The organism is Micromonospora craniellae (assembly GCF_014764405.1).
Lineage (GTDB): Bacteria > Actinomycetota > Actinomycetes > Mycobacteriales > Micromonosporaceae > Micromonospora > Micromonospora craniellae.
This window is the reverse complement of sequence record NZ_CP061725.1, coordinates 749,130-775,428: the sequence shown is the minus strand read 5'-3', so window position 1 is coordinate 775,428 and position 26,299 is coordinate 749,130. Positions and strand designations below refer to the sequence as shown.

The following is a 26,299-nucleotide window of genomic DNA, read 5'->3' as shown; positions in this document are numbered from 1 at the left end:
GCGCCCTCCCCCGATGCCGGACGTGGCGCGGCGACGTCTCGAATCGGTCACGCAGTTTTTGGCGTACGTTGCGGGAAAGTGCCGGGAAGGTGAATTCAAAGAATGTGCCGTCCTGTGACTTCCGCCATGTTGACAGTCGTCGGCGACACCTCGTTCACGCCGCTTTACGCGGCCCTGGCGGCCATGGTGACCTCGCTATTCATGTCTGCGGATTTCACCCGCATGGTCACCGCGAGTCGTGAGCTGGCCGACGACTGCCATTCCCGGAGTGGGCCGGTATTCGACCACGTCAACACGCTCCAGGTGATCCGGGACATCGACGCGATCCGGGTCGCGGTCGGCGATACGCAGCTGAATTTCTTCGGTATGTCGTACGGCACGCTGATGGCCCAGCAGTATGCGGAGCTGTTCCCGACCCGGGTACGCGCCATCGTCGCCGACAGCACCATGGACCACAGCCTGGACGCCCAGGGTTTCGCGGTCACCCAGGCGGCCGCCGGACCCGGACGACCACAACTACAAGATCACCCAGCGGGATCTGGTCAACTTCCTGCTGGGCAACGTGAACTACCAGCCGTACTGGCTCGACATCGCCGCCGAGCTGGAGCGGGTCGACGCCGGCCGTCCGTGGGGCGCACCGGCGGCACGCCAGTTGGCCGACGAGCAGCCGCCGACCGTGGTGCCCTTCGCGTACCAGGCGGTGCTCTGCGAGGACTGGAACCTCGGAGCGCAGAACATCGGGCAGTGGCGCTCGATCGTCGACGCGGCCCAGCTCGCCTCACCGGATCTGTCGGACCTGCCCCGGGCGGCCATCGGCGCCATCTGCCTCGGTTGGCCCAGCCCGGCGGACAACCCGCAGCGGCCGATCACCCCGACCAACCAGTCCAAGCTCCTGTTCGTCAACTCGTTGCACGACCCGGCGACCGGCTACAACTGGGCGCTCGGTGCCGCCGCCCAGTTCGGTGAGCACGCCGAGCTGCTGACCTACGAGGGGTGGGGGCGCATCGTCTACGGCCGGGTGGCCTGCGCGGACGAGGCTATCGAGGCGTACCTGGTCGACCTCGTGGCGCCGGCGGACGGTACGCGGTGCGCGGCCGCGCCGCCGCCCGGCACGGAGTCCGACGAGGCTCGGGGCCGCTCGGCCGGCCCGGCCGCCGACGAGGCGCCGCCGCTGGTGCCGCTGCGCAGCGAGTCGAAGCTGCCGACCTGGCTGTTCTGAGTCGATAGCACCGCACAGGTGGCCGGGGCGTGGGTCGCCCCGGCCACCACCCGTGCCAGCCCGGACGTTAGGAAGGGTCCCCTGCTATACACCAGGCGTTAGCAGGGGACCCTTCCTTACATCCAGCACCCTGGAGGCGATGTGCCGGGTGCTCGACTGCCAGCCCGGTGACCTGCTCGAATGGGTCGAGGAGTGAGCCTTGCGGGGCCCGGCGATACGGCCGGGCCCCGCAAGGTGCGGCCTCAGTAGCCGTAGCGGCTCTTGAGGTGCCGCCACCAGTCACGGAACATCCAGGCGTCGAACGTGGTGATCGAGCTGGCGCTGCCGGCGCGCATCAGGAACCCGCCGACTCCGCTGGGCGTCCAGTCGTAGAAGTCGTCAAGGCCGAAGGTGTGACCTATCTCGTGCAGCAGGATGTGCATGTTCTCGGCGTTGAGGTTGTTCATGTAGTATTCGCGACCCATGCGTTGGCCCCAGTCTCCGCCGGCACCGCCGCCGAACCCGTCGGTGAGCCAGAGCGACTGGTCGTAGTGGCGGGCCACCCCGCCGGGGCAGTTCGGGTACTGGCCGCCCTGGTTGAAGAAGCGACCGCACTCGGGCGCGCACTGGGGGGCGTTCTCGCGGATGTTGTTGACGTAGATGTCGACGCTGGTGTCGGTCCACTGGAGCTGGCTGCGGTTGCGGACCGCCCAGCCGACCACCTTGATCGGCACCTGCTGGTACGGCCAGGCGTTGTGCCCGACCATCACGTCCATCCACTTCTTGTACTGCCGGGCGAGGGTCGTGTGGATCTGGTCGCGTTGGGCGGCCGTGACGGTGGCGCTGGAGTCCCAGCGGACGCAGAAGTTGAGGTAGCCGCGGTTGGCCATGACCTGGTCCCAGCCGTAGTTGCGGAACCCGTAGAGGTTGCCGTTGTTGTAGGTCTGCTCCACGTGCTGCCACACCTGGTTCAGCGGGTTCACCAGGTTCGCGGGCGGGTTCCAGCCGCTGGTCGGCGGTGGCGTGGTCGGGCTGGGCGCCGGGGTCGTCGGGGCCGGCGTGGTCGGTGCCGGCGTGACGGGCGCGCCGGTGCAGGTGACGCCGTTGAGCGCGAACGACGTCGGCGCCGGGTTGCTCCCGCTCCACGACCCGTTGAAGCCGAACGAGGTGGCGGCTCCGGTGCCCAGGGCGCTGTTGTGGCCGACGTTGGTCGCGGTGACCTGGCCGCCGCTCTGCGTCACGGTGGCGTTCCATGCCTGGGTGACCCGCTGCCCGGCGCCGTACGTCCAGGTCAGGGTCCAGCCGTTGAGCGGGTCGCCGAGGTTGGTGACGGTGATGTCGGTGCCGAACCCGCCGGACCACTGGTTGGTGACCCGGTAGTCGACCCGGCATCCCGGGGCGGCGGCCTGCGCGCCGGTCACCGCCAGGGTGGCGCCGCCGGTGAAGGCCAGTATGGCGGCGACCGCCACACCGAGCCGTAGGCTTGCTCGTGGTGATCTCATGGATGGTCCTCCTGTTGCCGGATACGCCGCCGGTGGGAACCGTCGACGACAATAGATTGTCTTCGATTTAAACTAAATGGTGGCAGGTGGGAGAGTCCCGTCGGGCGGCCCGGTGTTCGCAAACCCTGCCGTATTCGGGCGTCGGGCCTTGCCGAAAAGGTTTTCGTCAGCGAAGCTGGCCCGCTTGCCGATTTCGGGGTGCCTGGCCGGGCGGCGGCACCGAAACCCAGTGATCTCCGCGATGGGTTATCGCCGGAGATCTCCTGAGAGGGATTGCCGAAACGGTTTTCGAGGTTCATTGTCGAAGATCAGACCACCGAGGTCTTCGAGCGTGCGCAGACCGCCGGTCCGACGGCGCGGGCCACGCGTCGGGGACCTCTGGCAAGGAGAGCAGACGATGATCGAGAAGAGTGGCCGGTCACGGGCCCGCAAGGAGAACAGTGGGGCCGGGTCCGGGCGCGCCGACGGCGGGCGGTCCACCGGTCGATCGATCATGCGCGACGTCGCGGCGCTGGCGGGGGTGTCCGCGCAGACGGTCTCCCGGGTCATCAACGGGCACCCGTACGTCGCCGACGGCACCCGCCAGCGGGTGCTGGCGGCGATGCGGGAGCTCGACTACCAGCGCAACCCGGCGGCCCGTGCCCTGGTCACCCGGCGCTCCGGCACGCTCGGGATCATCGGCTACGAGAGCCCGCTCTACGGGCCGACCTCCATGCTCTACGCCATCGAGGGCGCGGCCCGCTCCGCCGGCTACTTCGTCAGCGTCGCCAGCGTGCGCCACCTGGACCGGCGGTCGGTGCTCGACGCGGCGGACTGGCTGCGTCGGCAGTCGGTCGAGGGACTCATCGCCATCGCGCCCAAGCCCGCCATGGCGGGCGCGCTGGCCGAGGCGGCGGGTGGACTGGCGGCGGTGACGGTCGGTGGTGGATGCAGCGACGAGATCGCCAGCGCGCAGATCGACAACGTGGCGGGTGCCCGGCTCGCCACCCGGCACCTGCTCGACCTTGGGCACACCACCGTGCACCACGTGTCCGGCCCCCAGGACTGGCCGGAGGCGGACGAGCGGATCCGCGGCTGGCGGGAGGCCCTGCGCGCGGCGGGTGCGCCGGTACCCGCGGTCGTGCCCGGGGACTGGAGCGCCAGCACCGGCTACCAGCAGGGGGAGCGGCTGGCCGCCGACCTCGACGTCACCGCCGTCTTCTGCGCCAGCGACCAACTCGCCCTCGGCGTGCTGCGGGCGCTGCACGAGGCGGGCCGGCGGGTGCCGGAGGACGTCAGCGTGGTCGGCTTCGACGGCACACCCGACGGGGCCCACTTCCTGCCGCCGCTGACGTCGGTGCGGCAGGACTTCGCCGAGCTCGGCCGGCGCAGCCTGGGCCTGTTGCTGGCGCAGCTCGACCCGGCCGGGCAGCCACCGGTGCGACGACGCGACCTGCTGGTGCCGGAGCTGATCACCCGCCGCAGCTCGGTGGCCCCGCGCGCCGGCCGGCCGCTGAACGCGCTGCGACCGGCCAGTCTGATCGCTTAGGCCCTGTGTCGGAGGGGATCGACACCGGGCCGGTACGCGTTCAGCGGTGCACTGCCGGCCCGGTCGACTCGCGGACGATGAGACGGCCGGGTTGCCGGATGACGCCGCTGCCGGGGTTGCCGTCGAGCGCGGCGTAGAGGTGCTTGACCGCGGTCGCGCCGAGCTTCTCCAGGTTGAGGTCCACCGTGGTCAGCGGCGGGCGGCAGTCGGCGGCGAAGAACTCCCAGTTGTCGTAGCCGACGATGGCCACGTCGTCCGGGATGCGCCGCCCGAGGTCGCGCAGCGTGTCGGCGGCCCCGGCGGCCAACTGGTCGTTGCCGCAGAAGATCGCGTCCACGTCGGGGCGGGCGGCGAGCAGCAGGCGGGTGGCGTGCCGGCCCCACCGCTGCGACCACTCGCCGAACAGCGGGTCACCGGCGGGGTCGAGGCCCGCCTCGGTGAGCACCGTCCGCAGCCCGGCCGCGCGGTCCCGGGCCGACCGGTAGCTGTCCGGGCCGGTGATGTGCCCGATGCGGCGTCGCCCGTGCAGCACCAGGTGCTCGGCGGCGAGCCGGGCGCCGCCCTCGTCGTCGGCGATCACCGACAGGTCCCGGAGGTCGGTCGACTCGGCGTAGGCGTAGACCACCGGGACCGGGATGTCCTCGGTCAGCGAGGGGCCCACCTCGTTGCTGTCGCCGACCACGATGAACCCGTCGACCTGCCGCGCCAGCAGGGTGCGGATGTAGTGCTGGCGACGGATCGCGTCGCCCCGGGCGTCGCAGAGCAGCACGGACATCTGCTCGTTGCCGAGCGCGTTCTCGGCGCCGAGCAGGATGGACATGGCGAACCGGCCGCCGAGCTCGTCGGTGAGCAGCCCGACGGTGCGGGTGCGGCCGTTGATCAGCCCGGAGGCGAGCGCGTTGGGTTGGAAGGAGAGTTCGCCGGCCGCGCGCAGCACCCGTTCCCGTGTCGCCTGGGCCACCTCGGCGCGTCCGTTGAGCGCCTTGGACGCGGTCGCGACCGAGACGCCGGCCCGGCTGGCCACGTCACTCAGCGTCACTGACTGTGATCGTCGTCGACCCACCGAAAGCCTTTCGCAAGAGTTTCAGGACGGCAGGCAGGTGGTCGCTGCCCCCGCATCCGCGGCAAGCGTAGAGCGCAGAGTGCATGCAGGGGAAGATGAAGCCCACGCCGAAACAGGTTCAGGTTTTACCCGTAAGACATCTTGCCGAAACCGTTTTCGTGGGCCACGCTAGCGGCGGAAAGTGATACCGGCCACCTCGACGGCGGCGGTGCGGCTTGCCGTGCCGGTTCCCGTCGGACCCGGCGGGAGGCGACATCGATGAGGACGGACGAGGCATCGCCCACGAAGGCGGGGCGGACCGCGACGTCGTCACCGATGCATCGGACCCGCTCGACGCGGCAGTGCGGTGCCGCGTCGGACCGTCCACACCACACCCCGGCTCGGCGGACCTCCGTCGGCGATCTGTTGTTCACCACCTGACCCTGCCCGGCCGGCCACCCGCCGGCCGTACCTGATCATCCGGCTGCGCCGAACACGCCACGGGGGCGCCGCGGCCGACGGCCGGACCGGCGGCTCCGGTCCCACCTCGATCGAGAAGAACCGTCCGCCACCCGGAAACCCGGCTCACGGGAGCCGCATCGCGGTTCCCCGGCTGGCAACGATGCAGACTAGGAGAGGAATCATGAGGAAAACCCTGGGCAGGCGTACTGCCCTGCGTTCGCTGGCCGGAGCCCTGGCGGCGACGATGGTCCTCGCCGTGGCGGCGTGCGGCAGCGACGAGCCGAGCGGCCCGAGCGCGGCCGAGGCCGGCCCGACCGGCGTCGACGACGGCAGCGAACTGACCCTGTGGACCCGCGCGCCGCTGGAGAAGCAGGCCAAGCTGCTGGTGGACGCGTACAACGCGAAGCACCAGAACCAGGTCAAGCTGACCGTCGTACCGAACGACGACTATGTCGCCAAGGTCGGCGCGGCGGCCGGCTCCGGCGGCCTTCCGGACCTGTTCGCCGCGGACATCGTCTACGTGCCGAACTGGGTCAACCAGGGGCTGTTCCAGGACCTCAGCTCCAACATCGACGGTCTGGACTTCAAGGACACCATCAACAAGGGACACCTGTCGGCGGGCACCGTGGACAACAAGGCCCACGTCCTGCCGTTCGTGCTGGACCTGTCCATGATGTTCTGGAACAAGCAGCTGTTCCGGGACGCCGGGCTCGACCCGGAGAAGGCGCCCGCGTCGCTCGCCGAGTACGCCGCCGCCGCCAAGGCGGTGCAGGCCATGGGCAAGGAGGGCGTCTACGGTACGGCGGCCGGGCTGAACTGCGGCGGCTGCCTCGTCTTCACCTGGTTCCCCTCCGTCTGGGCCGACGGCGGCCAGGTGCTCAGCGAGGACGGCAAAGAGTCCAAGCTCGCCGACGAGACCGCGCAGAAGGTCTTCAGCACCTGGCAGGACCTGTGGCGCTCCGGTGCCGTGCTGCCCGCCTCGGCGGGGGAGACCGGCCCGACCTGGACCGCCGCCTTCACCGAGGGCAAGGTCGGCCTGATGTTCTACCCGGCGACGCTGCTCTCCTCGACGCCGTTCGACGTCGGGGTCGCCGGCATCCCCGGCCCCAACGGCGGCGCCTCCACCTTCGTCGGTGGCGACGGCATCGGCATCTCGAAGGACTCCAAGAAGGCCGCGCAGGCGTGGAACTTCCTGAGCTGGATGATGTCCGAGGAGGCCCAGGTCGAGGTGCTGGGCAAGAACAAGGACGTGGTGTCCCGCTCCGACCTGGCCAACAACAAGTACGCCGCCGAGGACCCGCGTCTGGTCACCATCAACCAGGTGGCCGGTCAGGGCGACACCCCGGTCGCGCTCAACTTCCAGCAGGCGTTCAACGCGCCGAACAGCCCGTGGCTGACTCTCGTCCGCAACCAGGTGCTCACCGGTAACGGCGACCTGCAGAAGGACAACGGCGAGATCACCGCCGTCCTGCAGCAGTAGGTGCCCGACGTGGGCGTGTGCCGCCGAGGAGTCCCTACCGGTCGGCACACGCCCACGTCGCCCCGACGTTCCGCCCGTAGCCAAGGAAACGAGAGGTCCCCATGAGCGTCACCGCACCGTCTCGACCGCCCAGTGCGGCGACACGGCGCCGCGCCCGTCCCCGAGGTCGTCAGGCACTGCTCGGCTGGCTCTACGCGACGCCGACGGCGGTCTTCGTGGCGCTGTTGTTCGCCGTGCCGCTGCTGCTGGTCATCAAGATGTCGCTGTCGCGATGGCCGCTGCTCACCGGTGACCAGGGGTTCAACGCGCCGGACAACTTCGTGAAGGCGGTCGAGCACCGCTTCTTCACCGACTCGGTGGTGTTCACCCTCAAGTACACGGCGCTCGCGACCGTGCTGCTGCTGGCGCTCGCTCTGGGGCTGGCCCTGCTGGTGCAGGAGTCGAGCCGGTGGAACAACCTGCTGCGGGCCTCGTTCCTGGTCCCCAGCGCGCTCGGCCTGGCCTCGGCGTCACTGCTGTTCTACGTGATCTACTCGCCGTACGCGAGCCCGCTGGCCCCGCTGATGGACCGCCTGGGCATCACCTTCCTCGGCTCCCCGAACGCGGCGTTGTTCTCGACGACCTTCCTCATCGTGTGGCGGTACGCCGGGTTCTACATGGTGCTCATGCTGGTCGGCCTGCAAGGAATTCCCGCCGACGTGTACGAGGCGGCCCGGACCGACGGTGCGAGCCGCTGGCAGACGTTCCGGAAGGTCACGCTGCCGCTGCTGCGTCCCACGCTGGCGCTGACGACAGTGCTCTGCGTGACCGGCTCCCTGCTCGCCTTCGAGCAGTTCTACATCCTGACGAAGGGCGGCCCGGACAACAGCACGATCACCGTCGTGCAGCTCATCTACATGGTGGCGTTCCAGGGTCAGAACGACCTGGGAGTGGCGGCGGCCGTCTCCGTCATCGTGCTGGTGGCCCTGATCCTGATCAACGCGTTGCAGATGCGCGCCTTCCGGTCCGAGGGGAACTGATCCGATGGCCGTCGTTTCCCGCACCAATCCGACCGTCGCCGACGGGACACCGCCGTCCACACCGGGCCCGGTGGCGCCGAAGAAGTCGAGCGGTACCACCATCTTCGGGATCGCGCTGCGCACGCCGTACTGGGTGTTCACCGGCTCGGTCGCGCTGATCTTCCTGGCGCCGCTGGCCTGGACGGCCGTCGCCTCGTTTTCCCCGCAGGCGGGCACCAACCAGGTGGACGGCTGGGGCTTCGGCAACTACCAGACGTTGGCCGCCTACCAGGCCGGTGTCTGGCGTTACCTCGGCAACTCGGCCTTCGTCTCGCTGCTCACGGTCGCGCTGACGCTGCTGATCTCCTTCCTCGGCGGGTACGCGTTCGCGCGGTTCCGCTTCCCCGGCAAGAACATCCTGTTCCTGCTCACCCTCGCCATCCTGATGGTCCCGTACGCGACGCTGCTGATCCCGCTCTATGTGTTGCTCAACCAGGTGGGGTTGCAGAACTCCCTGGTCGGGGTCGCGCTCGTGCTGACCATGTTCCAGTTGCCGTTCTCCACCTTCCTGATGCGCATCTCGTTCGAAGCGGTGCCACGCGAACTCGACGAGGCCGCGATGGTCGACGGATGCTCCTCGTTCAGCGCGTTGTGGCGGGTGCTGCTGCCGGCCGTGAAACCGGGCCTCATCACCGTCGGCCTCTTCGGTTTCCTCGCCGCCTGGAACGACTTCATGGCCCCGCTGATCCTCATCAACGACACCGAGAAGATGACGCTGCCGCTGGCCGTGTCGAATCTGCGCGGCCAGGTCCAGGGTGTCGTCGACTACGGGGCGACCGAGGCGGGCGTCGTCGTTCTCGCCCTGCCGTGCATCGTCTTGTTCCTCCTGCTGCAACGACACTACGTGCGCGGCTTCATGTCGGGCGCGCTGAAAGGATGACCATGAGCGGCAACGCACATCAGGCCGCACCCGTCCTGCCGGTCCGGGGTCGCCTGCGCCCCCTCGACCTGCGGGAAGTCCGGATCGCGGGTGGATTCTGGGCAGAGCGTCAGGCGGTCAACGGCGGCGCGACCCTCGACCACATCGCGTACTGGCTCGAACGGGAGGGCTGGGTCCGCAACTTCGACCTGGCGGTGGACGGGGACCTTGCCGGCGAGCGGCGCGGACGTGAGTTCTCCGATTCGGAGATCTACAAGTTTCTCGAAGCGATGGCCTGGGAGATCGGCCGGACCAACGACCCCGATCTCGAATCGCGGTTCCGTGCCCTGGTACGGCGGGTCGGCGCGGCGCAGGAGCCGGACGGTTACCTGAACACCAAGTTCGGCCGCCCGGGGCAGGAACCGCGGTGGTCGGATCTCGAATGGGGGCACGAGCTCTACTGCATCGGCCACCTCGTGCAGGCCGCCGTCGCCCGGGCCCGGACGCGGCCGAACGCCGACGACGGCCTGCTCCAGATCGCCTGCCGGGCCGCCGACCACCTGTGCGACACGTTCGGCGCGGACGGCATCGACAGCGTCTGCGGCCATCCGGTGGTCGAGACCGCCCTGGTGGAACTGGCCCGCGTCACCGGCCAGGACCGCTACCTGACCCAGGCCGCGATCTTCGTCGACCGGCGCGGCCACGGTCGGCTCTCCGACATCGAGTTCGGTCGGGAGTACTTCCAGGACGAGACCCCGATCCGGCAGGCCACGGTGCTGCGCGGGCACGCGGTGCGCGCGAACTACCTCGCCGCCGGCGCCGTCGACGTCGCGGTCGAGTTGAAGGACGCCAGCCTGCTCGACGCGGTACGCGGCCAGTGGCACCAGGCGGTCACCCGACGCACCTACGTCACCGGTGGGCAGGGCTCCCGGCACCAGGACGAGGCGTTCGGCGGGGACTGGATGCTGCCGCCGGACCGGGCGTACTCGGAAACCTGTGCGGGCATCGGCTCGGTGATGCTGGCCTGGCGGCTGCTGCTCGCCGACGGTGAGTCCCGCTATGCCGACCTCATCGAGCGGACCCTGTTCAACGTGGTGTCGACCTCGCCGTCGACCGACGGGCGCAGCTTCTTCTACACCAACACGTTGCACCGCCGGGAACTCGGCACGGTGCCCGACGCCGACCGGCCCAGCCTGCGCGCGGCGGCCTCGCTGCGGGCGCCGTGGTTCGAGGTCTCCTGCTGCCCGACCAACGTGGCCCGCACCATGGCCAGCCTCAGTGCGTACGTCGCCACCTGCGACGACGAGGGCCTGCAACTGCACCAGTACCTGCCCGGCACCATCGCGCACCGCCTCCCCGACGGGCGGGAACGGCGCCTGGTGATCAGCACCGACTACCCGCACGACGGCGAGATCCGGGTACGCGTCGACAGCGACGACGACCGCCCGTGGTCGCTGTCGCTGCGGGTACCGGACTGGGGCGTCGACGGCGCGACCGTCACGGTCGACGGCGCCACCCGTCCGGTCGCCCCCGGTGTGGTCACCGAGCAGCGCACCTGGCGGCGCGGCGACGAGGTCGTCCTCTCCCTGCCGATGGTGCCCCGGTTCACCTACCCGGACAGCCGGATCGACGCGGTGCGGGGCTGTGTCGCGGTGGAGCGCGGTCCGCTGGTGTTCGCCCTGGAGTCGGTGGACGTGCCGGAGGTGGCGACCGTCGACGAGCTGCGGATCGACACCAGCCGGGCGCCCCGGCTGGTCGACGGTCGCATCGTGGTGCGGTGCCGCCGGGTGCGCCCGCGTGACCACGAATGGCCCTACCGTGCCGACGCCGCCGAGTCCTCGCCCGCGCCGGTCGAGATGTTCGACGAGGTGGCGCTCGTGCCGTACCACGCCTGGGCCAACCGTGGGCCCTCGACCATGCGGGTCTGGATCCCCGTCGACGGTGACCTGCCGGACGACGGGCGGGCACGGAGCTGATGTTAACGCTCACAGTGCTGGCCCCTGCCGACCGCACCACCACGAGCCGCTCGAATCACCACCGAGGTGCGACGTGGGTGACCGCCTCACCCGCCCACCCGCACCGATATCAAGGAGGAAGAAGATGATCCGCAGACGCGCGCGGAGGGTGCCCCTGTGGGCCGCCCTTGCCGCGCTGGTGGTGGGAGGGACGGTCGCCGTGTCGTCCCCAGCCCACGCGGCAAGCCCGATCCTGCCCGGCAACGAGGGCGACGTCGGGGTATACACCAACGGTCAGAACCACGCCATGGACATCGGCGACCCGGTCTACAGCAACCTCGGCGACGTCGTGAACCAGCTCCGGCCGGGCGTACCGTTCACCGCCGGGAACATGCACCAGTCCGTCTTCGAGAAGGACCGTGCCGTCGGCGGCACGGACTACTACCTCGACCGCATCCTCGGGGTGAGCGGCACGCTCGGGTCAGCGGTGCTGATGACCCGAGGGCGCACCCTCTACATGCGCGGCGCCTCCAACAACAACTTCACCGTGATGGGCTTCGCCGGCAGCGCGTTCGTCGGCGGCCCCAACAACCTCGGCAACCTCTACACCGTGACAGTGCCCGGGCAGACCGTGTCCGAGGTGAACGCCAACCGGTTCAACGCACCGAGCCACGCCAAGAGCCGTTACACCATCGGCTCCACCGGGGTCACCGCCAACCTCACCAAGTTCATCACCTACGACAACGTCGCGGTCACCGCCATCGACTTCACCAACCCCGGCGACTCGGCGGCCACCTTCACCGTCCGTGCCGCGTCGCCGCTGGCCAACCAGGCTGCGGGCGACGCCGCGCTCACCGGCACCCGCACCATCACCAGCGGCTCGAACAACGGGCTCGTCGACACCGCGTGGGACAGCATCCGCGTGGACCTCACCGGCTCCGGCTTCACCCGCAGCGGCAGCAACCTGGACCGGGAGATCACTGTCCCGGCCGGCGGCTCGGTGTCGCTGTCGGTGGTCGGCGCGGTCTCCTCGGCCACGCTGCCCGAGACGGTGGAGAGCTACCAGGAGTACGCCGAGATGTCGGCGGCCACCGCCGTGCGTACCGGCATCACCGAGTTCAACCAGCGCTGGGCGAAGGACGTGCCGTACATCAACGTCCCCGACCCGGCCTTGGAGAAGGCCATTGTGTACCGCTGGTGGGGCGAGCGTTACAACTCGCTCGACGCCAACGCGTCCGGCCACGTCTACCAGTACCCCACCACGATCGAGGGGGTGAACCTCTACCAGAACTCGGTCGCGCTGACCCAGCCGATGCACCTGCAGGACACCAAGTGGCTGCGTACGCCCTACCTGGGGTACGGCCAGATCCTCAACATCGGCGAGCTGTCCGGCTCCTCGGCCTTCCTGGACAGCCCGGGGCACACGAGCTGGAACAACCACTACTCGCAGTATCTCGGCACCGCCGGGCTGGAGGCGTACAACGTGCACGGCGGCGGCAAGCAGGTCGCCCGCAAGTTCGCCCAGTACTTCGAGGGTGACGGCGTCGGTCAGTTGGAGCACTACGACGGCAACGACGACAAGCTGATCGCGTACGACACCAACTACATGCCGGGCAACGACGCCGACGCGATCACGTTCGGCTTCCCGAGGGTGAACGGCGGAGCGCCGGGCGCGCGGACGATCGAGCGTCCCGAGTCGGCGTACGTGTGGGGCGCGTTCGACGCGGCCCGGCAGCTCTACCAGATCTCCGACGCCGACCAGGCCAAGATCGACGCGATGGGGGCCAGCGCCGACGAGATCCGGGACGCGATCCTGAACCGGCTGTGGAGCCCCGACATGCGGATGTTCCTGGCCGGTACGTCGCACGGCGCGAGCAGCGCGGCGACCGCCAACGGGCGGCCCAACCCGCTGCCCGCCTCGGCCCGGAACCTGATCCCGGCCAAGGAGACGAACCTCTACGACATCTACGCCGAGAACCTGATCCCGACCGACCAGTGGGAGAAGTACGTCGACGGGTTCCGGTTCCTGACCTACGGCGACAACTTCCCGATCTTCCCGTTCTACACGGCCAACCAGTACGACCGGGCGGCGTACGGGATCGGCGGCTCGAACAACTTCTCGAACATCAACTTCACCGTGCAGTACCGCGGTGTCCGTTCGGCGCTGCGCCACTACGACCCGGAGCAGAAGTACGTCACTCCGGAGTACGCCAAGCGGCTGCTGGACTGGATGGCGTGGAGCATCTACCCGGGTGCGGACCTGCGGGTCGCGAACCAGGCGGAGTACTACTCCAACTGGAACCCGACGACGCGGACCTACAACCGCAACAACCAGAACCACATCATGCTCGGCAACATGAACTACATCTTCATCGAGGACATGGGCGGCATCCAGCCGCGTTCCGATGACAAGATCGAGTTGTGGCCGATCCAGTTCGGCTACGACCACTTCATGGTCAACAACCTGCGGTACCACGGGCAGGACGTCACCATCGTCTGGGACCCGGACGGCAGCAAGTACGGCCTGGGCGCCGGCTACAGCCTGTTCCTCAACGGCGAGAAGAAGGTCAGCACCGACAAGCTCGGCAAGGTCACCTACGACCCGAACACCAACCAGGTGCAGGCCGAGGACGGGCTGGCCGTCACCTTCACCGCGACCACCGGCACCGACTTCCCGAGCGCGGTGGACACCCCGATCTCCGACGACCGGGTCGTCAGCTACCTCAAGACGGCCGGCATCGACCTCACCGAGGAGGCGCCGAACCTGGCGCAGGGCGCCCAGCTCAGCTCCTCGTACACCCAGCAGGGTGTGCGGCCCACGCCGTGGCGGCAGTTCCACACCCCCGGCTGGAGCACCACCTCGATGAACTACACGCCCGGCGCGATCTCGGAGACCGAGCGTCCGGTGTCGCTGGCGGCCGTCACCGACGGGATCACCGCCAACGAGCCGTACTGGGGCAACTACGGCACCACCGACCGCAACGGCCACATCGAGCTGGACCTGGGCTCGGCCAAGACCCTCGACAATGTGAAGGTCTTCTTCGTCAGCGACCGGCAGGCCGGTGGCTACCGCGAGCCGGCGCGCTGGTGGGTGCAGGTGCCTGACGGCAACGGCGGCTGGAAGGAGGTGTCGGACCAGTTCAAGAACCCGGTCGTGCCGTCGGCGAAGTTCAACGAGGCGCTGTTCGACGCCGTCACCACGGACAAGCTGCGGGTCACCTTCACCAACAACCCGACCCACTTCACCGCGATCAGCGAGATCCAGGTGTTCGAGTCCGGGCGGGACGTGCCGGACGTGAGCAACCAGGCGCCGGTGGTCACCGCCAACCGGGACGGCTCGGGCGACGGTAACCTGTCCACCCGGCTGGTCGCCACCGCCGCCGACGACGGCATCCCATACGACAGCGAGCTGACCTTCGGCTGGGAGACCGTCTCCGCGCCGGAGGGTGCGGGCGTCATCTTCGCCGACGCACGGGCGCTGACCACCCGGGTCACCGGCACCGTCGCCGGTGACTACGTGTTCCGGTTCTGGGCCGACGACGGCGAGAAGCGGTCGACCGCGAACGTGTCGGTCACGCTGGCCGAGCGCGAGGTCACTGCGGAGTTCGGCGCCTCGGCCACGATCAGCACCAGTGGCACCGCGTCCTGGGAGAACCACTCGCGGGTCAACGAACCCACCACCCCGAACAACTCCAGCCCGGGAGCCGGCAGCGGCTGGGGCAACTGGGGCCAGCCGCAGAACGGCACCAGCACCGAGCGGGAGGCGTGGATCCAGTACCGGTGGACCGCACCGGTGCGGCTGTCCTCGACCGACATCTACTGGTACGACGACAACGGCGGCACCCGCCGCCCCAACGCCGGCACGTACGCCATCGAGACCTCGCAGGACGGCACCACCTGGACGCCGGTGTCCCTGGCCGAGGGGTCGACGTACGCCGGTGGGCTGGTGACCAACCGGTTCAACCGCTTCGACTTCGACCCGGTCACCACCAGCTACCTGCGTATCCGCATCTGGGGTGTGCAGGGCAACGGCGCCGGCACCGGCGTGCTGCGCTGGCGGGCCAACGGCGAGACGGTCGACTCGGTGCGGTCCCCGGTGCTCATCCGCACCGGTGTCGGCCAGGTGCCGACTTTGCCGAGCACGCTCGACGCGGTCTACGCCAGCGGTGAGCGCGGCCAGGTCGCGTTCAACTGGCAGGAGATCACGCCCGAGCAGGTCGCCGAGCCCAACGTCGACCCGTTCGTGATCTACGGCACGAACGACGCGTACGGGCTGATCGCCGAGGCGCGGATCTACGTGCGGCCGGAGATGTCCACCGGCGGTATCTCGATCCAGGGCGCCGAGACCTTCGAACAATCCGTCGAGGTGGGCGAGCTGCCCTTCCTGCCGGGCAAGGTGGAGGTCTCCTACAACGACGGATCGCGGGACAACCAGGCCATCGGTGTCGACTGGGACTTCGACGAGAGCATCGTCAACACCCCGGGTCGCTACACCATCATCGGTGACCTGATCCTGCCTCCGTACGTCAGCGAGGCCGGGGCCACCCGGACCACGCTGACCCTCACCGTGGGCGACCCGCCCCAGACCCCGGTCTGGGACGTGGAGGTGCAGGCCACCACCCGCTGCACCGGCAGCAACGTCTACGTGTCGGTCAACGCCCGCAACGCCGGGGACGTGCCGCTCACCATCGAGCTGGTCACGCCGTACGGCTCGCGGACGGTCGCCAACGTGGCTTCCGGGAAGTCCGCCTTCCAGGCGTTCAACACCCGCGCCACGTCGGTGGAGGCCGGAACCGCGACGGTGAAGGCCACCGGGACCGTCGACGGCGAGCCGGTGACCGTGGAGTTCGAGGCGCCGTTCGGCGTCCTCACCTGCGGCTGACCCTTCGTGGTGGCGGCGCCGGGCCCCGGCGCCGCCACCACTCCCCGCGCACGAGTGAGGAGATCGACACCGTGAACACCACCGTGGGGCGCGGCGCCGCCCCACCGTCCACCCGGCCGTCCCGCCGATGGCGCAGGGCGATCGCCCTGGCCGCGTCCGTCGGGCTCGTCGCCGGTGGCCTGACCGGCGTCGCCGGTCCGGCGTACGCCGCCGAGCCCGAGTCGTACACCTTCACCAACACGGTCAACCCGATCCTCGGCGACGGCAGCTACTACTCCGCCGACCCGGCCCCGATGGTCGTGCGGGCCGGTGCCCCCGGCAACGACACCGACGCCGACCAGCTCTACATCTACACCGGCCACGACCAGGCCGGACCGTCCACCAACGACTTCATCATGAACGAGTGGGGCGCCTTCCGGACCAGCGACGTCGAGGCGGGGGAGTGGACCCACTACCCGTCGCTGATGCGCCCGGAGGCCGTCTTCGCCTGGGCCACCCCCGGCCGCGCGTACGCCGGCCAGGTGATCCAGGGCGTCGACGGGCGCTACTACTGGTACGTCCCGATCCACGAGCGCAACAGCACCGCGTCGGACCGGTTCGCGATCGGGGTGGCCGTGTCGGAGAGCCCGACCGGGCCGTGGACCGACCACGCGGGTGGACCGATCATCTCCCAGCGGGTGCCCACGCCGAACACCATCCACAACATCGACCCGACGATCCTGGTCGACGGCGAGGCCCCGAACCAGCGGGTGTACATCTGGTGGGGCTCCTTCAGCCAACTGCGGATGCTCGAACTCCAGCAGGACATGAAAACCCCGATCGGCGCCACCCGCACCGTCACCGGCCTGACCGGCTTCTTCGAGGGTGCCTGGGCCTTCAAGCGCAACGGCACCTACTACATGGCGTACGCCGGCAACAACGCCGGTCCGACCTCGCAGTGCACCCCGGCGAACTACCACGCCTGCCTCGCCTACGGCACCGCGGCGTCGCCGGAGGGGCCGTGGACCTACCGGGGGACGTTCCTGCGGCCGGTCTCCTCGACCACGAGCCACCCGGGCGTCCTGGAGTTCGACGGCATGTGGTACCTGGCCTACCACACCGCCGACGCCGTGGGCGGCGGCCACTTCCGGCGTTCGGTGGCGATCGACCCGATCGAGTGGGACGACACGCAGACCCCGCCGCGGATCAAGCTCGTCACGCCGACGCCGGCCAAGGAACGTGACCTCACGCCCCGGTCGAACATCGCCCAGGAGGCCCAGGTCACCGTCTCCAACGAGCCGGTGCCCGTGCAGTACTGGGTGAAGGCGCTCAACGACGAGATCGTCCGGTCCAATCCGCTGCCGCCGGACATGTGGGGCACCTGGACCGGCAACAACCCACCGCAGCAGTGGGTGCAGTACACCTGGGACCAGCCGATGCGGATCTCCGGTTCGCAGATCGACTTCTGGAACGACCAGCCCCAGGGCACCGGTGTCGGTGTCGCCGCGCCCGCCCGCTGGCGCATGCAGTACTGGAACCTGGACACCGGGCAGTGGGCCGACGTGCCGAACCCGAGCGGCTTCCCGACCGCGACGCAGGGCTTCCAGGACACCACCTTCGATCCGGTGACCACCACCCAGGTGCGCGCCGTGTTCGACGCGTCGACCAACGGCAGCACGTACTCCGGGGTGGCGGTCGAGGAGTGGAAGGTCCTCGCCGCGCAGCCGGAGTCGGTCACCGCCCCGGCGATGACGGTGGAGGTGGGCGAGACCGACCTGCCGGACACCCTGCCCGTGTCGTTCGGCGCGCAGACGCTGCGGGTGCCGGTCTACTGGGACGAGGTGCGTCCCTCGGATGTCGCCGAGCCCCGGACGTTCACCATCCGCGGAACCGTGCTCGGGTACGCCGCAGACCGGGTCTCCGCGCAGGTCACCGTCATCTCGCCGGACGACACCGAGGGAGACGTGACGCCGCCGACGGTGACGCTCACGCCCAGCGGCAGCGCCGGCAGTGACGGCTGGTTCCGGTCTGCGGTACGGGTGCGGGCCGCCGGTGTCGACGACCGGGGCGGCCGGATGGCCATCTCCGCACGGGTCGGCGAGGGCGAGCCGGTCGAGGCCACCGACGTACGGTCGGTCGACGTCACCGTCACCGGGGACGGCCGGCACGCCGTCACCGCGACCGCCACCGACCGCGCCGGCAACGTCTCCGCACCCGCCACCCTGGAGGTACGCGTCGACGCCACGGCACCGGTCAGCACGGCCACGGTGAACAGCACCATGCGGGCGGTCACGCTCGCCGCGACCGACGCCACCTCCGGGGTGGCCCGGATCGAGTACGCCATCGGCACGGGCGCCTGGACCACCTACGACGGTGCGATCCCGGCTCCCGACGCGAACCGGCACACGCTGTCGTACCGGGCGCTCGACGTGGCCGGCAACCTGGAGACCGCCCGGACGGTCACCATCCCGGCCGACCTGTCGGGTCCGCTCACCGGCAACATCGCGCCGATCGGCACCCCGACCGCCTCGTTCACGGCGGGCTGGAACAGCGTCACTGCCCTCAACGACGGTGCCGACCCGGCCAACCCGAGCCAGGCGCAGATCTGGGGGACCTGGTCGGGCACCCGCCCGGCGACCCAGTGGATCCAGTACGACTGGAGCCGCCCGGTGCGCCTCACCGGCGCCGAGCTGAAGTTCTGGCGGGACTCCAACCAGGGCACCGGGGACGGTGTCGCCCAGCCCGACGGGTGGGTGGTGCAGTACTGGGACGCCACCGCCTCGGCCTGGCGTGACGTGACCGGCGCGTCCCCGTACGGCACCAGCACCACCGCGTTCAACACCGTCTCCTTCGATCCGGTGACCACGTCGAGGGTGCGGGCCACGATCCGGGCCAATGGGAACGGCACCACCTACTCGGCGGTCGCCGTCACCGAGTGGCGGGTGTTCGCCGACGACCCGGGTGTCCGACCCGAGGTGCCGGTGACCGTCAGCGTGCAGGCGCGGTGCGTGGCCGGTAGGGCGTACGTGGCGGTGCAGGCGCGTAACGACCATGACGGTCCGGTGGATGTGGTGTTGGAGAGCGCGTACGGGCAGCGGTCGGTGTCGGCCGTGGCGCCGGGTGCGAGTGCGTTCCAGCAGTTCACCACGCGGGCCGCGTCGGCCCCGTCGGGTACCGCCACGGTCCGGGCCACCGGCTCGGTCGACGGTGAGAGCGTCACCACCGTCGTGACCCGGGACCACTCCGGCGCCAACTGTGCCGCAGACCCCCGTCAAGCCCAGTAACCACGAGAGACAACGGAGAAGCAGATGAGGACAGGTAGTCGGAAGCGTTTGTTGGCGGCGGGTGCCGCCGGGGCGTTGCTGGTCGGGTCGGTGGCGGTGGCCGCGCCGGTGTCGGCCGATCCGGGTGACGGTGGTGACGTGACCGTGACGGTCGACATCGAGGAGTTGGTCGAGCCGGGTGTGTTGGCGATGTCGGTCGCTGGTGATTCGGTGGTGTTGACCGAGGAGGGGTCGTCGTTGTTGGTGCGTCAGTTCGTGGGTGGTCTGCCGACGGTGACGGTGACGGACACGCGTACTGCTGACGAGGTGCCTGAGGGTGCGGCGTGGGCGGTGTTGGGTAGTGCCACGGATTTCACCGGTGGTGCGGGTCAGGAGCCGATCGGTGCCGGGCACCTGGGGTGGAAGCCGCGTCTGGTCGATGGTGACGACAGTGGTCTGGTCAGTGAGGGTGAAGAGGTCGTGACGGTGTTGGACGAGCCGACGCAGCCGGGTAACAACGTGGGTCTGGTCGACCAGGAGTTGCTGGTGTCGACGTTCGACTCGGGTGCGGTCGCGGGTGGGGCGTACTCGGTGGACGCGGACCTGTTCCTGCGGACCCCGGCGGACGTGGCCGCGGGTGAGTACACCTCGACCCTGACCCTGTCCCTGTTCGAGTGATCCACTGGGTGGGGGCCGCCGTATCCGGGCGGCCCCCACCCGCATTCTGCGGTTCGAAGGGCTGGTCCATGAGCGTGCCGAGGATCCCGTGGACGCTTCGCGTGGGGGCGTGGATGTGCGCCGTGTTGGTGGCGACCGGCCTGGCCGGGGTCCTCCCCGCCCGGGCGGAGCCGACCGCGCCCACCGTCACCTGGGCGGTCCAGCCGGCGAATCCGGACGGCCCGGACGGCCGCCGTTGGGTGGAGCGCACCCTGGACCCGGGTGAGGTGGTCACCGAGCACCTGGCGGTGCGCAACTTCAGCGACGCGCCGGTGGTGTTCTCGTTGCAGGCCGCCGACGGCTACCTGACCGACAAGGGGCGGTTCAACATGCTCCCGTCGCACCAGCCCTCGGTGGACGGCGGCACCTGGATCTCGGTACGCGAGACGGTGAGCGTCGGGGCGAAGTCGACGCGGGTGGTGCCGTTCACCATCGAGGCACCGGCCGACGCCAGCCCCGGTGACCACCCGGCCGGCATCGCGGCGACGGTCACCAGCACCGGCGGCACGGTGGCGGTGGAGAGCCGGGTCGGGTTCCGGGTGATGCTGCGGGCCAGCGGCACCGCTGTCGCCGCCATCCGCATCGACGACCTCACCGCCACGCACGACCGGTCGTGGAACCCGTTCTCACCGGGCAGCGTGCGGCTCCGGTACACGGCCGTCAACGACGGCAACGTCGCCGTCACCGGCGCCGGCCGGGCCACCGTCTGCGACCTGTTCGGGCTGGTCGACGCCGAGGGACCGGCCGTGGTGGAGGAACTGCTGCCCGGCGGCGACCGCCCGGCCGAGGCCCACGTCGGCGGGGTGTGGGGCTGGGGACGGGTGACCGCCACCGTCACGCTGACCCCGGACATCCTGGTCGGCGACCCGCCCGACGCCGAGATCCGGCCGACCACCACCACCGTCACGGTCTGGTCGATCCCCTGGCCGCACCTGGCCCTCATGCTCGTGATCGTGGCGCTCGTACTCGCCTGGCGGACCGTGGTGCGTCGACGCCGCCGCCGGCTCGCGGGACTGCTCGCGCGGGCCCGCGACGAAGGGCGCAAGGAGGCTCGGAGGTCGGAGCTCGCCAGCGGGACCTCACCGACCTCGTGACCCGGGACGTCCCGGTGTCTCCGGGGCGTGCGGACCGCCGGGCGTCACACCCGCAGCGGCAGGCCATCGTGATGCAGGCGGAACGCGTCCAGATCGGTGGCGTCGACTGCCAGCCGCAGGCCGGGCAGGTGCCGCGCCACGCGGTCGAACAGGATTCGGCTCTCCAGCCGTGCCAGGTGCGCCCCGAGGCAGAAGTGGATGCCGTACCCGAAGGCGATGTGCCGGCGGACGTCGGTGCGGGCGATGTCGAACTCGTGCGGCCGGTCGAAGACCGCCGGGTCCCGGTTGGCACCCCAGACCGACAGCCCCACCCGGTCGAGGGCGGGGATCCGCCCACCCGCGATCTCGACGTCAGCGAAGGCGAACCGTGGTGGCACGATCTCCACCGGCCCCCGGAACCGCAGCGTCTCCTCCACCGCCGCCTCGGCCAGCGTGGGATCGTCGCGTAGCGCCCACCACTGCTCCGGGTGGGTGAGCAGCAGGCGGATGCCGTTGACGATCAGGTCGACGGTGGTCTCCTGCCCGGCGATGAGCAGCAACTGCACCAGCGCCACCAACTCGTCGCGGTCGAGCCGGTCCGCCCGGTCCTCCACCGCCACCAGCTCGGAGATCAGGTTGTCAGCGGGATCGGCGCGGCGTCGCGCCGCCAGGTCGTCGAGGTATGCCGCGAACTCCAGCGTCGCTGCCGGGCCGTCGAAGCCGGCCGACACGATCGCCGCCGACCAGGCCCGGAACTGCGGCCGGTCCGGTTCCGGAATGCCCACCAGCTCGGCGATGACGTTGACCGGCACCGGATCGGCGAGATCGGCGACGGCGTCCACGTGGCCCAGCCGACGTGCGCGGTCGACGAGGCGGTCGGCGAGGTCACCGATCCACGGCGCCAACCGTGCCACCGCCCGCGCCGTGAACCCGCCGCTGACCAGTCCACGCAGGCGGGTGTGATCGGGCGGGTCGAGGCTGATGAGCTGCCGAGCCTCGATCCTCGCCACCTCGGACAGCTCGTACGGGGCGGGTCGTGGGGCGTCCGGGTGGTGCCGGTGCACCTCGTGTCCGATCATCGGGTGCCGCAGTCCGTGCAGCACGTCGGCGTGACCGGCGACCACCCACAGCCGGTTGCCCGCCGGGTCGACCTGGAGCACCGGACCGCCGCTGCCCCGCACCCGGTCGTAGAAGTCGTGCGGATTGCGGCGGACGACCGGATCCCACAACTCCGAGAGGCCGAACCCGACTGCCACCTCGCCTCCTCGAACCGGACGTGAGTGGCCCGACCGATCAATAGTTGAGCGCTAACATACAAACGGCCCGAACCTCTGTCAATCGCAGGATCCTCTTGCTGACATGGCGTCAGTTAGCGCTAACACTCATGCTCCCACTCCGGCTGTCTCGGCCGGGTCGCCGACCGCCACCTGGTCGGCGGCACGCGATGCGGAAGCCGGCCTGCCCGGACCCGCGGCCAGAAGCCGACGAACGTTTCGTGGAAGTTTTCGGGGAAGGAGCACCGACGGGCCTTCCTGACCCGAGGTGTCCGGACACTTCGGTGTAGTGTTCCGCGCAGGTATGAGGGACACCGCAGGTCAGGCAACGGTGCCGAAACAACCCCGAAAAGGTTTACCGGATCACTTCCGCCGGGCGTGCCCGTACGGGCGCCCGAGGCGGCCCGTCGCCGCGTACCACATCCCGTGCCGGCCGCTGGGAGGAGCACCGCATGACGACCGAGCCCGAGGTCCCCGCCAACCGCACGCCCACCCTCACCGACGTCGCCAAGCTGGCCGGCGTCTCGGTCGCCACCGCCTCCAAGGCGATCAACGGACGCGGCGAGGTGCGGGCGACCACCCGCGTACGGGTGCTGGAGGCCGCGGAACTGCTCTCCTTCGCACCGAACGCCCTGGCCCGAGGGCTGCTCAGCGGCCGGACCGGGACGGTCGGCCTGCTCACCAGCGACCTGGAGGGGCGGTTCTCGATCCCCATCCTGATGGGCGCCGAGGACGCCTTCGGAGCGGGTCAGGTGTCGGTCTTCCTGTGCGACGCGCGGGGCGACGCGATCCGGGAGAAGCATCACGTCCGCGCGTTGCTGTCGCGCCGGGTGGACGGCCTGATCGTGGTCGGCTCGCGTACCGACCCCCGTCCGCCGCTGGCCGGCAACATCCCGGTGCCGGTGGTCTACGCGTACGCCCCCTCCTCGGACCCGGCCGACATCTCCATCACGGTCGACAACGTCGAAGGCGGTCGCCTCGCCGTCGAACATCTGCTGGCCTGCGGCCGGCGCAACATCGCCCACATCACCGGCGAACCGGGATTCCAGGCGGCACGCGACCGCGCCGAGGGCGCGGCGGCAGCCCTCGCGGCGGCGGGCCTGAGCATGGTCGGTGACCGGCCCTACTACGGGTCGTGGGACGAGTCCTGGGGGCGTGCCGCCGCGCACATGATCGTCGAGCAGCGGCCCGAGGTGGACGCGATCTTCTGCGGCAGCGACCAGATCGCCCGGGGCGTACTGGACGCGCTGCGTGATCTCGGTCGGGACGTGCCCGGTGCGATCTCGGTGCTCGGCTTCGACAACTGGGAGGCCATCTCGGCGGACTCCCGCCCGCGTCTGACCAGCGTCGACATGAACCTCCAACACCTCGGCGCGGTGGCCGGGCAACGCCTGTTCGCGGCCATCGACGGTGCGGTGACCCAGTCGGAGGAGTTCGCCAGCCGCCTGGTGATGCGCGAGTCGACCCTGCCCGTGCGCTGAGCCCGCCGCCCCGGATGCGGGTCAGGAGTCGGCGCGGTCGCGCAGGTCCCGCTCGGCGGCGGCGACCACGACCGGGTCGGCGCACCCGGCCGCGTAGCCGGCGATCCGGCGGCGAATGTCCCGGCCGAGCAGCCAGGCGCCGATCCGGTCGGCGACCGGTCGCAGTAGCGCCGGGCGGCAGCGGAAGTGGTATCGCCAGGTGGCGACGCTGTGGCCGGGCTCGTCCGCCGGCGCGAACCGCCAACCACCGGCGAACATCTCGAAGAACCACGGGCCGCGCACCATCTTCATGCCGACGTTGGTCGGTGGGGCGTAGGAGACGTACTCGCTGACCATCGAGAAGCCGTGCCGGGACCGGGTGAACGTGCGGACGCCCTTGCCCGGCCGGGTGGCGCCGTCCACGAAGTGCTGGCTGCGGACGAACGGGTCCCATCGTCGCCGGACCGGCATGGTGGTCTGCGAGATCGCGAACGCGAGATTCGGGGGTACGGGGACGACGGCCACCGCCTCAACCACGGGCATCGCCCCATTCTCCCCGCGCGCGGCCCGTCCGGCCCAGGTGGATCGACTGGTCGTCCATTGTATCGACCACCATCAACTGGGAGACTGCGCTCAGTCGCGTCCGGGGCCGGCGTGCGAATCATCGTCAGGGCGCGCGGGGACGCCACCCGCGCGGGGCAGCCCGCATCCCGGGCACCGGCCGCCGTTCGGGCCCGGTGCCCCCATCTCCGGAGGAGACACCGCATGTCGAAGAAGTACGCCCTGGCGACGATCGCCGCCGCGACGCTGGCCCTGCTCGGTGTGGCCGGCGTGGCGAGCAGTGCGGGCGCCGCCACGACCACGCCCGTCCCGCTCACCACGTCACCGCCGACGCCGCCGCCGTGCCCGCCCGCGCTGCCGATCGGCGGCATGGTGGACAGCACCACCGCCACGAGTGTCACGATCCGCTACTCGCTGTTGTTCAGCCCGCCCTGCGGGTACGACCTGCCCATCACGGTCAACCTTTTCGTGAGCCGGGACGATGCCGCGCAGTGGCGTGACCCGGTGGCCTCGGCGGACTCCGGCATGGAGCGCCACGGGACCGTCGTGGTCGAGGGGCTCACCCCGGACACCGAGTACTGGTTCCGGTTCAGCGACCCGCAGGGCCGGCGGGACCCGTACATCATCGGCGGGCCGGCGCGTACGCAGGCGGTGGCGGCGCCGGTGTGTGCCGCGACGGCGACGATCGGCAGCGGCTGGGGGAGTGGCTTCGTCGCCACGGTGACCGTGCGCAACACCGGGACCGAGGCGCTCGACGGCTGGCGGGTCTCCTGGACCTGGCCCGGTGACCAGCGGATCCAGTCGCTCTGGAACGGGACGCTGACCGAGGCGGGCGGCGAGGTGACCGTCCGCGACGCCGGCTGGAACGGTCGGCTCGCCCCGGGCGGGTCCACGACGTTCGGCCTGCTCGCGACCACCACTTCGGTGCCGGAGGGCTTCGCGCTCGACTGTGGTCGTTGAGCCGGGAGGCGTACCCCGGCCGCATGGAGGATTGTGAGTGCGTTACCGGGTGGTAACGATGTCGTGTCATGGACTCTGCCCTGACCCTTGTCGGACTGCCCATCGCCCTCGGCATCATCATGCTCGGTCTGGGTCTCGGCCTGACCGTCGCCGACTTCCGGCGGGTGGCGCAGCACCCCAAGGCCGCGGTCATCGCGCTGGCGTGCCAGGTGCTGTTGCTGCCGGCGCTCTGCTTCGGCCTGGTGCTCGCCTTCGACCTGCCGCCGGAACTGGCCGTCGGGATGATGCTGCTCGCAGCGTCGCCCGGCGGCACCACGGCCAACCTCTACAGCCACCTGTTCGGCGGGCACGTGGCGCTGAACATCACCCTGACCGCGATCAACTCGGTGCTCGCCGTACTCACCCTGCCGATCGTGGTCAACCTGTCGGCGGGCTACTTCCTGAGCGACGCGACGAGCATCGGCCTGCAGTTCGACAAGGTGGTGCAGGTCTTCGCCATCGTGCTCGTCCCGGTCGCGATCGGCATGCTGGTCCGGGCCCGGGTGCCCGGTGTCGCCGACCGGCTCGACCGGCCGGTCCGGATCATGTCCGTGGTGGTGCTGGTCGCGGTGATTCTCGGCGCGGTGCTCGGCGAGCGGGAGAACATCGCCGACTACTTCGTCGCGGTCGGTCTGGCCGTGCTGGCGTTCAACCTGCTCAGCCTCGCGGTCGGGTACGGGGTGCCGCGGCTGGCCGGGATCGACCGGACCGCCGCGAAGGCGGCCGGTTTCGAGATCGGCATCCACAACAGCACCCTGGCCATCACCATCGCGCTCAGCCCGGCGCTGCTGAACAACACGCAGATGGCGATCCCGGCCGCCGTCTACGGCATTGTCATGTTCTTTACCGCAGCGGCCTTCGGTTACCTGGTCAACCGCCTCGACGCGGGTCCACGTAGCACCCGCGACAGCGCCGCGACGACCTGAGACAAACGGCGTTGAGCAGCCAGTACGCGCAGATCACCGGTCGAGGTGCGGGCACCGTCCCCGCGCGGCGCCGCATCGATC

18 protein-coding genes and 1 pseudogene are annotated in these 26,299 nt (G+C 70.2%); 15 read left to right on the top strand and 4 right to left on the bottom strand.

Annotated features, from left to right (window positions below; genetic code table 11):
- Positions 1 to 102: 102 nt before the first annotated feature.
- The 3 genes and pseudogenes from ID554_RS32660 to ID554_RS31300 form a co-directional block, all read left to right on the top strand.
- A pseudogene (locus ID554_RS32660) lies at positions 103 to 405 on the top strand (hypothetical protein); the annotation flags it as partial.
- Positions 398 to 1,219, top strand: coding sequence for an alpha/beta hydrolase (locus ID554_RS32305; RefSeq protein WP_117226487.1), 822 nt, complete (start codon positions 398 to 400; stop codon positions 1,217 to 1,219). The pseudogene ID554_RS32660 and the gene ID554_RS32305, both read left to right, overlap by 8 nt.
- 52 nt (positions 1,220 to 1,271) lie before the next feature.
- A complete protein-coding gene (locus tag ID554_RS31300; protein WP_223884425.1) occupies positions 1,272 to 1,415 on the top strand; it encodes a helix-turn-helix domain-containing protein in 144 nt (47 codons plus the stop codon).
- A gap of 46 nt (positions 1,416 to 1,461) precedes the next feature.
- On the opposite strand, the gene ID554_RS03490 is transcribed toward ID554_RS31300, so the two are convergent.
- A complete protein-coding gene (locus ID554_RS03490; protein WP_117226486.1) occupies positions 1,462 to 2,700 on the bottom strand; it encodes a cellulose-binding domain-containing protein in 1,239 nt (412 codons plus the stop codon).
- Positions 2,701 to 3,193: 493 nt separating this feature from the next.
- Between ID554_RS03490 and ID554_RS03485 the strand changes: the two genes are divergently transcribed.
- Positions 3,194 to 4,228, top strand: a complete 1,035-nt coding sequence (locus tag ID554_RS03485; RefSeq protein WP_117226774.1) for a LacI family DNA-binding transcriptional regulator — start codon at positions 3,194 to 3,196, stop codon at positions 4,226 to 4,228.
- Positions 4,229 to 4,268: 40 nt separating this feature from the next.
- Here ID554_RS03485 and ID554_RS03480 read toward each other — a convergent pair whose 3' ends face one another.
- A complete protein-coding gene (locus tag ID554_RS03480) occupies positions 4,269 to 5,291 on the bottom strand; it encodes a LacI family DNA-binding transcriptional regulator (protein ID WP_117226485.1) in 1,023 nt (340 codons plus the stop codon).
- Between the two features lie 622 nt (positions 5,292 to 5,913).
- On the opposite strand from ID554_RS03480, the gene ID554_RS03475 reads away from it, so the two are divergent.
- The 8 genes from ID554_RS03475 (at position 5,914) to ID554_RS03440 (ending at position 21,019) form a co-directional block, all read left to right on the top strand.
- The gene (locus ID554_RS03475) at positions 5,914 to 7,212 is read left to right on the top strand and encodes an ABC transporter substrate-binding protein (protein WP_117226484.1); all 1,299 of its coding nucleotides are present in this window, start codon (positions 5,914 to 5,916) and stop codon (positions 7,210 to 7,212) included.
- 101 nt (positions 7,213 to 7,313) lie between these two features.
- Positions 7,314 to 8,231, top strand: a complete 918-nt coding sequence (locus tag ID554_RS03470) for a carbohydrate ABC transporter permease (RefSeq protein ID WP_117226483.1) — start codon at positions 7,314 to 7,316, stop codon at positions 8,229 to 8,231.
- A 4-nt stretch (positions 8,232 to 8,235) separates the two neighbouring features.
- Complete coding sequence (locus tag ID554_RS03465; protein ID WP_117226482.1) at positions 8,236 to 9,150, top strand: carbohydrate ABC transporter permease; 915 nt, start codon at positions 8,236 to 8,238, stop codon at positions 9,148 to 9,150.
- A gap of 2 nt (positions 9,151 to 9,152) precedes the next feature.
- The gene (locus ID554_RS03460; protein WP_117226481.1) at positions 9,153 to 11,105 is read left to right on the top strand and encodes a glycoside hydrolase family 127 protein; all 1,953 of its coding nucleotides are present in this window, start codon (positions 9,153 to 9,155) and stop codon (positions 11,103 to 11,105) included.
- A gap of 124 nt (positions 11,106 to 11,229) precedes the next feature.
- Positions 11,230 to 15,966, top strand: a complete 4,737-nt coding sequence (locus ID554_RS03455; protein ID WP_223884423.1) for a galactose-binding domain-containing protein — start codon at positions 11,230 to 11,232, stop codon at positions 15,964 to 15,966.
- Positions 15,967 to 16,028: 62 nt separating this feature from the next.
- On the top strand, positions 16,029 to 19,229 hold the full coding sequence (locus ID554_RS03450) for an OmpL47-type beta-barrel domain-containing protein (protein WP_191088855.1): 3,201 nt from the start codon (positions 16,029 to 16,031) through the stop codon (positions 19,227 to 19,229).
- A gap of 24 nt (positions 19,230 to 19,253) precedes the next feature.
- On the top strand, positions 19,254 to 19,886 hold the full coding sequence (locus tag ID554_RS03445) for a hypothetical protein (protein WP_191088644.1): 633 nt from the start codon (positions 19,254 to 19,256) through the stop codon (positions 19,884 to 19,886).
- Between the two features lie 68 nt (positions 19,887 to 19,954).
- Positions 19,955 to 21,019, top strand: coding sequence for a hypothetical protein (locus ID554_RS03440; protein ID WP_147333436.1), 1,065 nt, complete (start codon positions 19,955 to 19,957; stop codon positions 21,017 to 21,019).
- Positions 21,020 to 21,063: 44 nt separating this feature from the next.
- Here ID554_RS03440 and ID554_RS03435 read toward each other — a convergent pair whose 3' ends face one another.
- Positions 21,064 to 22,254 carry a cytochrome P450 gene (locus tag ID554_RS03435; protein WP_117227568.1) on the bottom strand — a complete coding sequence of 397 codons (1,191 nt, stop codon included), beginning with the start codon at positions 22,252 to 22,254 and terminating at the stop codon, positions 21,064 to 21,066.
- A gap of 470 nt (positions 22,255 to 22,724) precedes the next feature.
- On the opposite strand from ID554_RS03435, the gene ID554_RS03430 reads away from it, so the two are divergent.
- Positions 22,725 to 23,753: a LacI family DNA-binding transcriptional regulator gene (locus ID554_RS03430; RefSeq protein ID WP_117227567.1), complete on the top strand. Its 1,029-nt coding sequence runs from the start codon at positions 22,725 to 22,727 to the stop codon at positions 23,751 to 23,753.
- Between the two features lie 21 nt (positions 23,754 to 23,774).
- Here the strand turns inward: ID554_RS03430 and ID554_RS03425 are convergent, their stop codons facing one another.
- Positions 23,775 to 24,275: an SRPBCC family protein gene (locus tag ID554_RS03425; RefSeq protein WP_117227566.1), complete on the bottom strand. Its 501-nt coding sequence runs from the start codon at positions 24,273 to 24,275 to the stop codon at positions 23,775 to 23,777.
- Positions 24,276 to 24,497: 222 nt separating this feature from the next.
- Between ID554_RS03425 and ID554_RS03420 the strand changes: the two genes are divergently transcribed.
- Together ID554_RS03420 and ID554_RS03415 are read left to right on the top strand one after the other, a co-directional pair.
- Positions 24,498 to 25,253: a cellulose-binding domain-containing protein gene (locus ID554_RS03420; RefSeq protein WP_117227565.1), complete on the top strand. Its 756-nt coding sequence runs from the start codon at positions 24,498 to 24,500 to the stop codon at positions 25,251 to 25,253.
- Between the two features lie 68 nt (positions 25,254 to 25,321).
- Positions 25,322 to 26,218, top strand: a complete 897-nt coding sequence (locus ID554_RS03415; protein ID WP_117227564.1) for a bile acid:sodium symporter family protein — start codon at positions 25,322 to 25,324, stop codon at positions 26,216 to 26,218.
- Positions 26,219 to 26,299 lie beyond the last annotated feature (81 nt).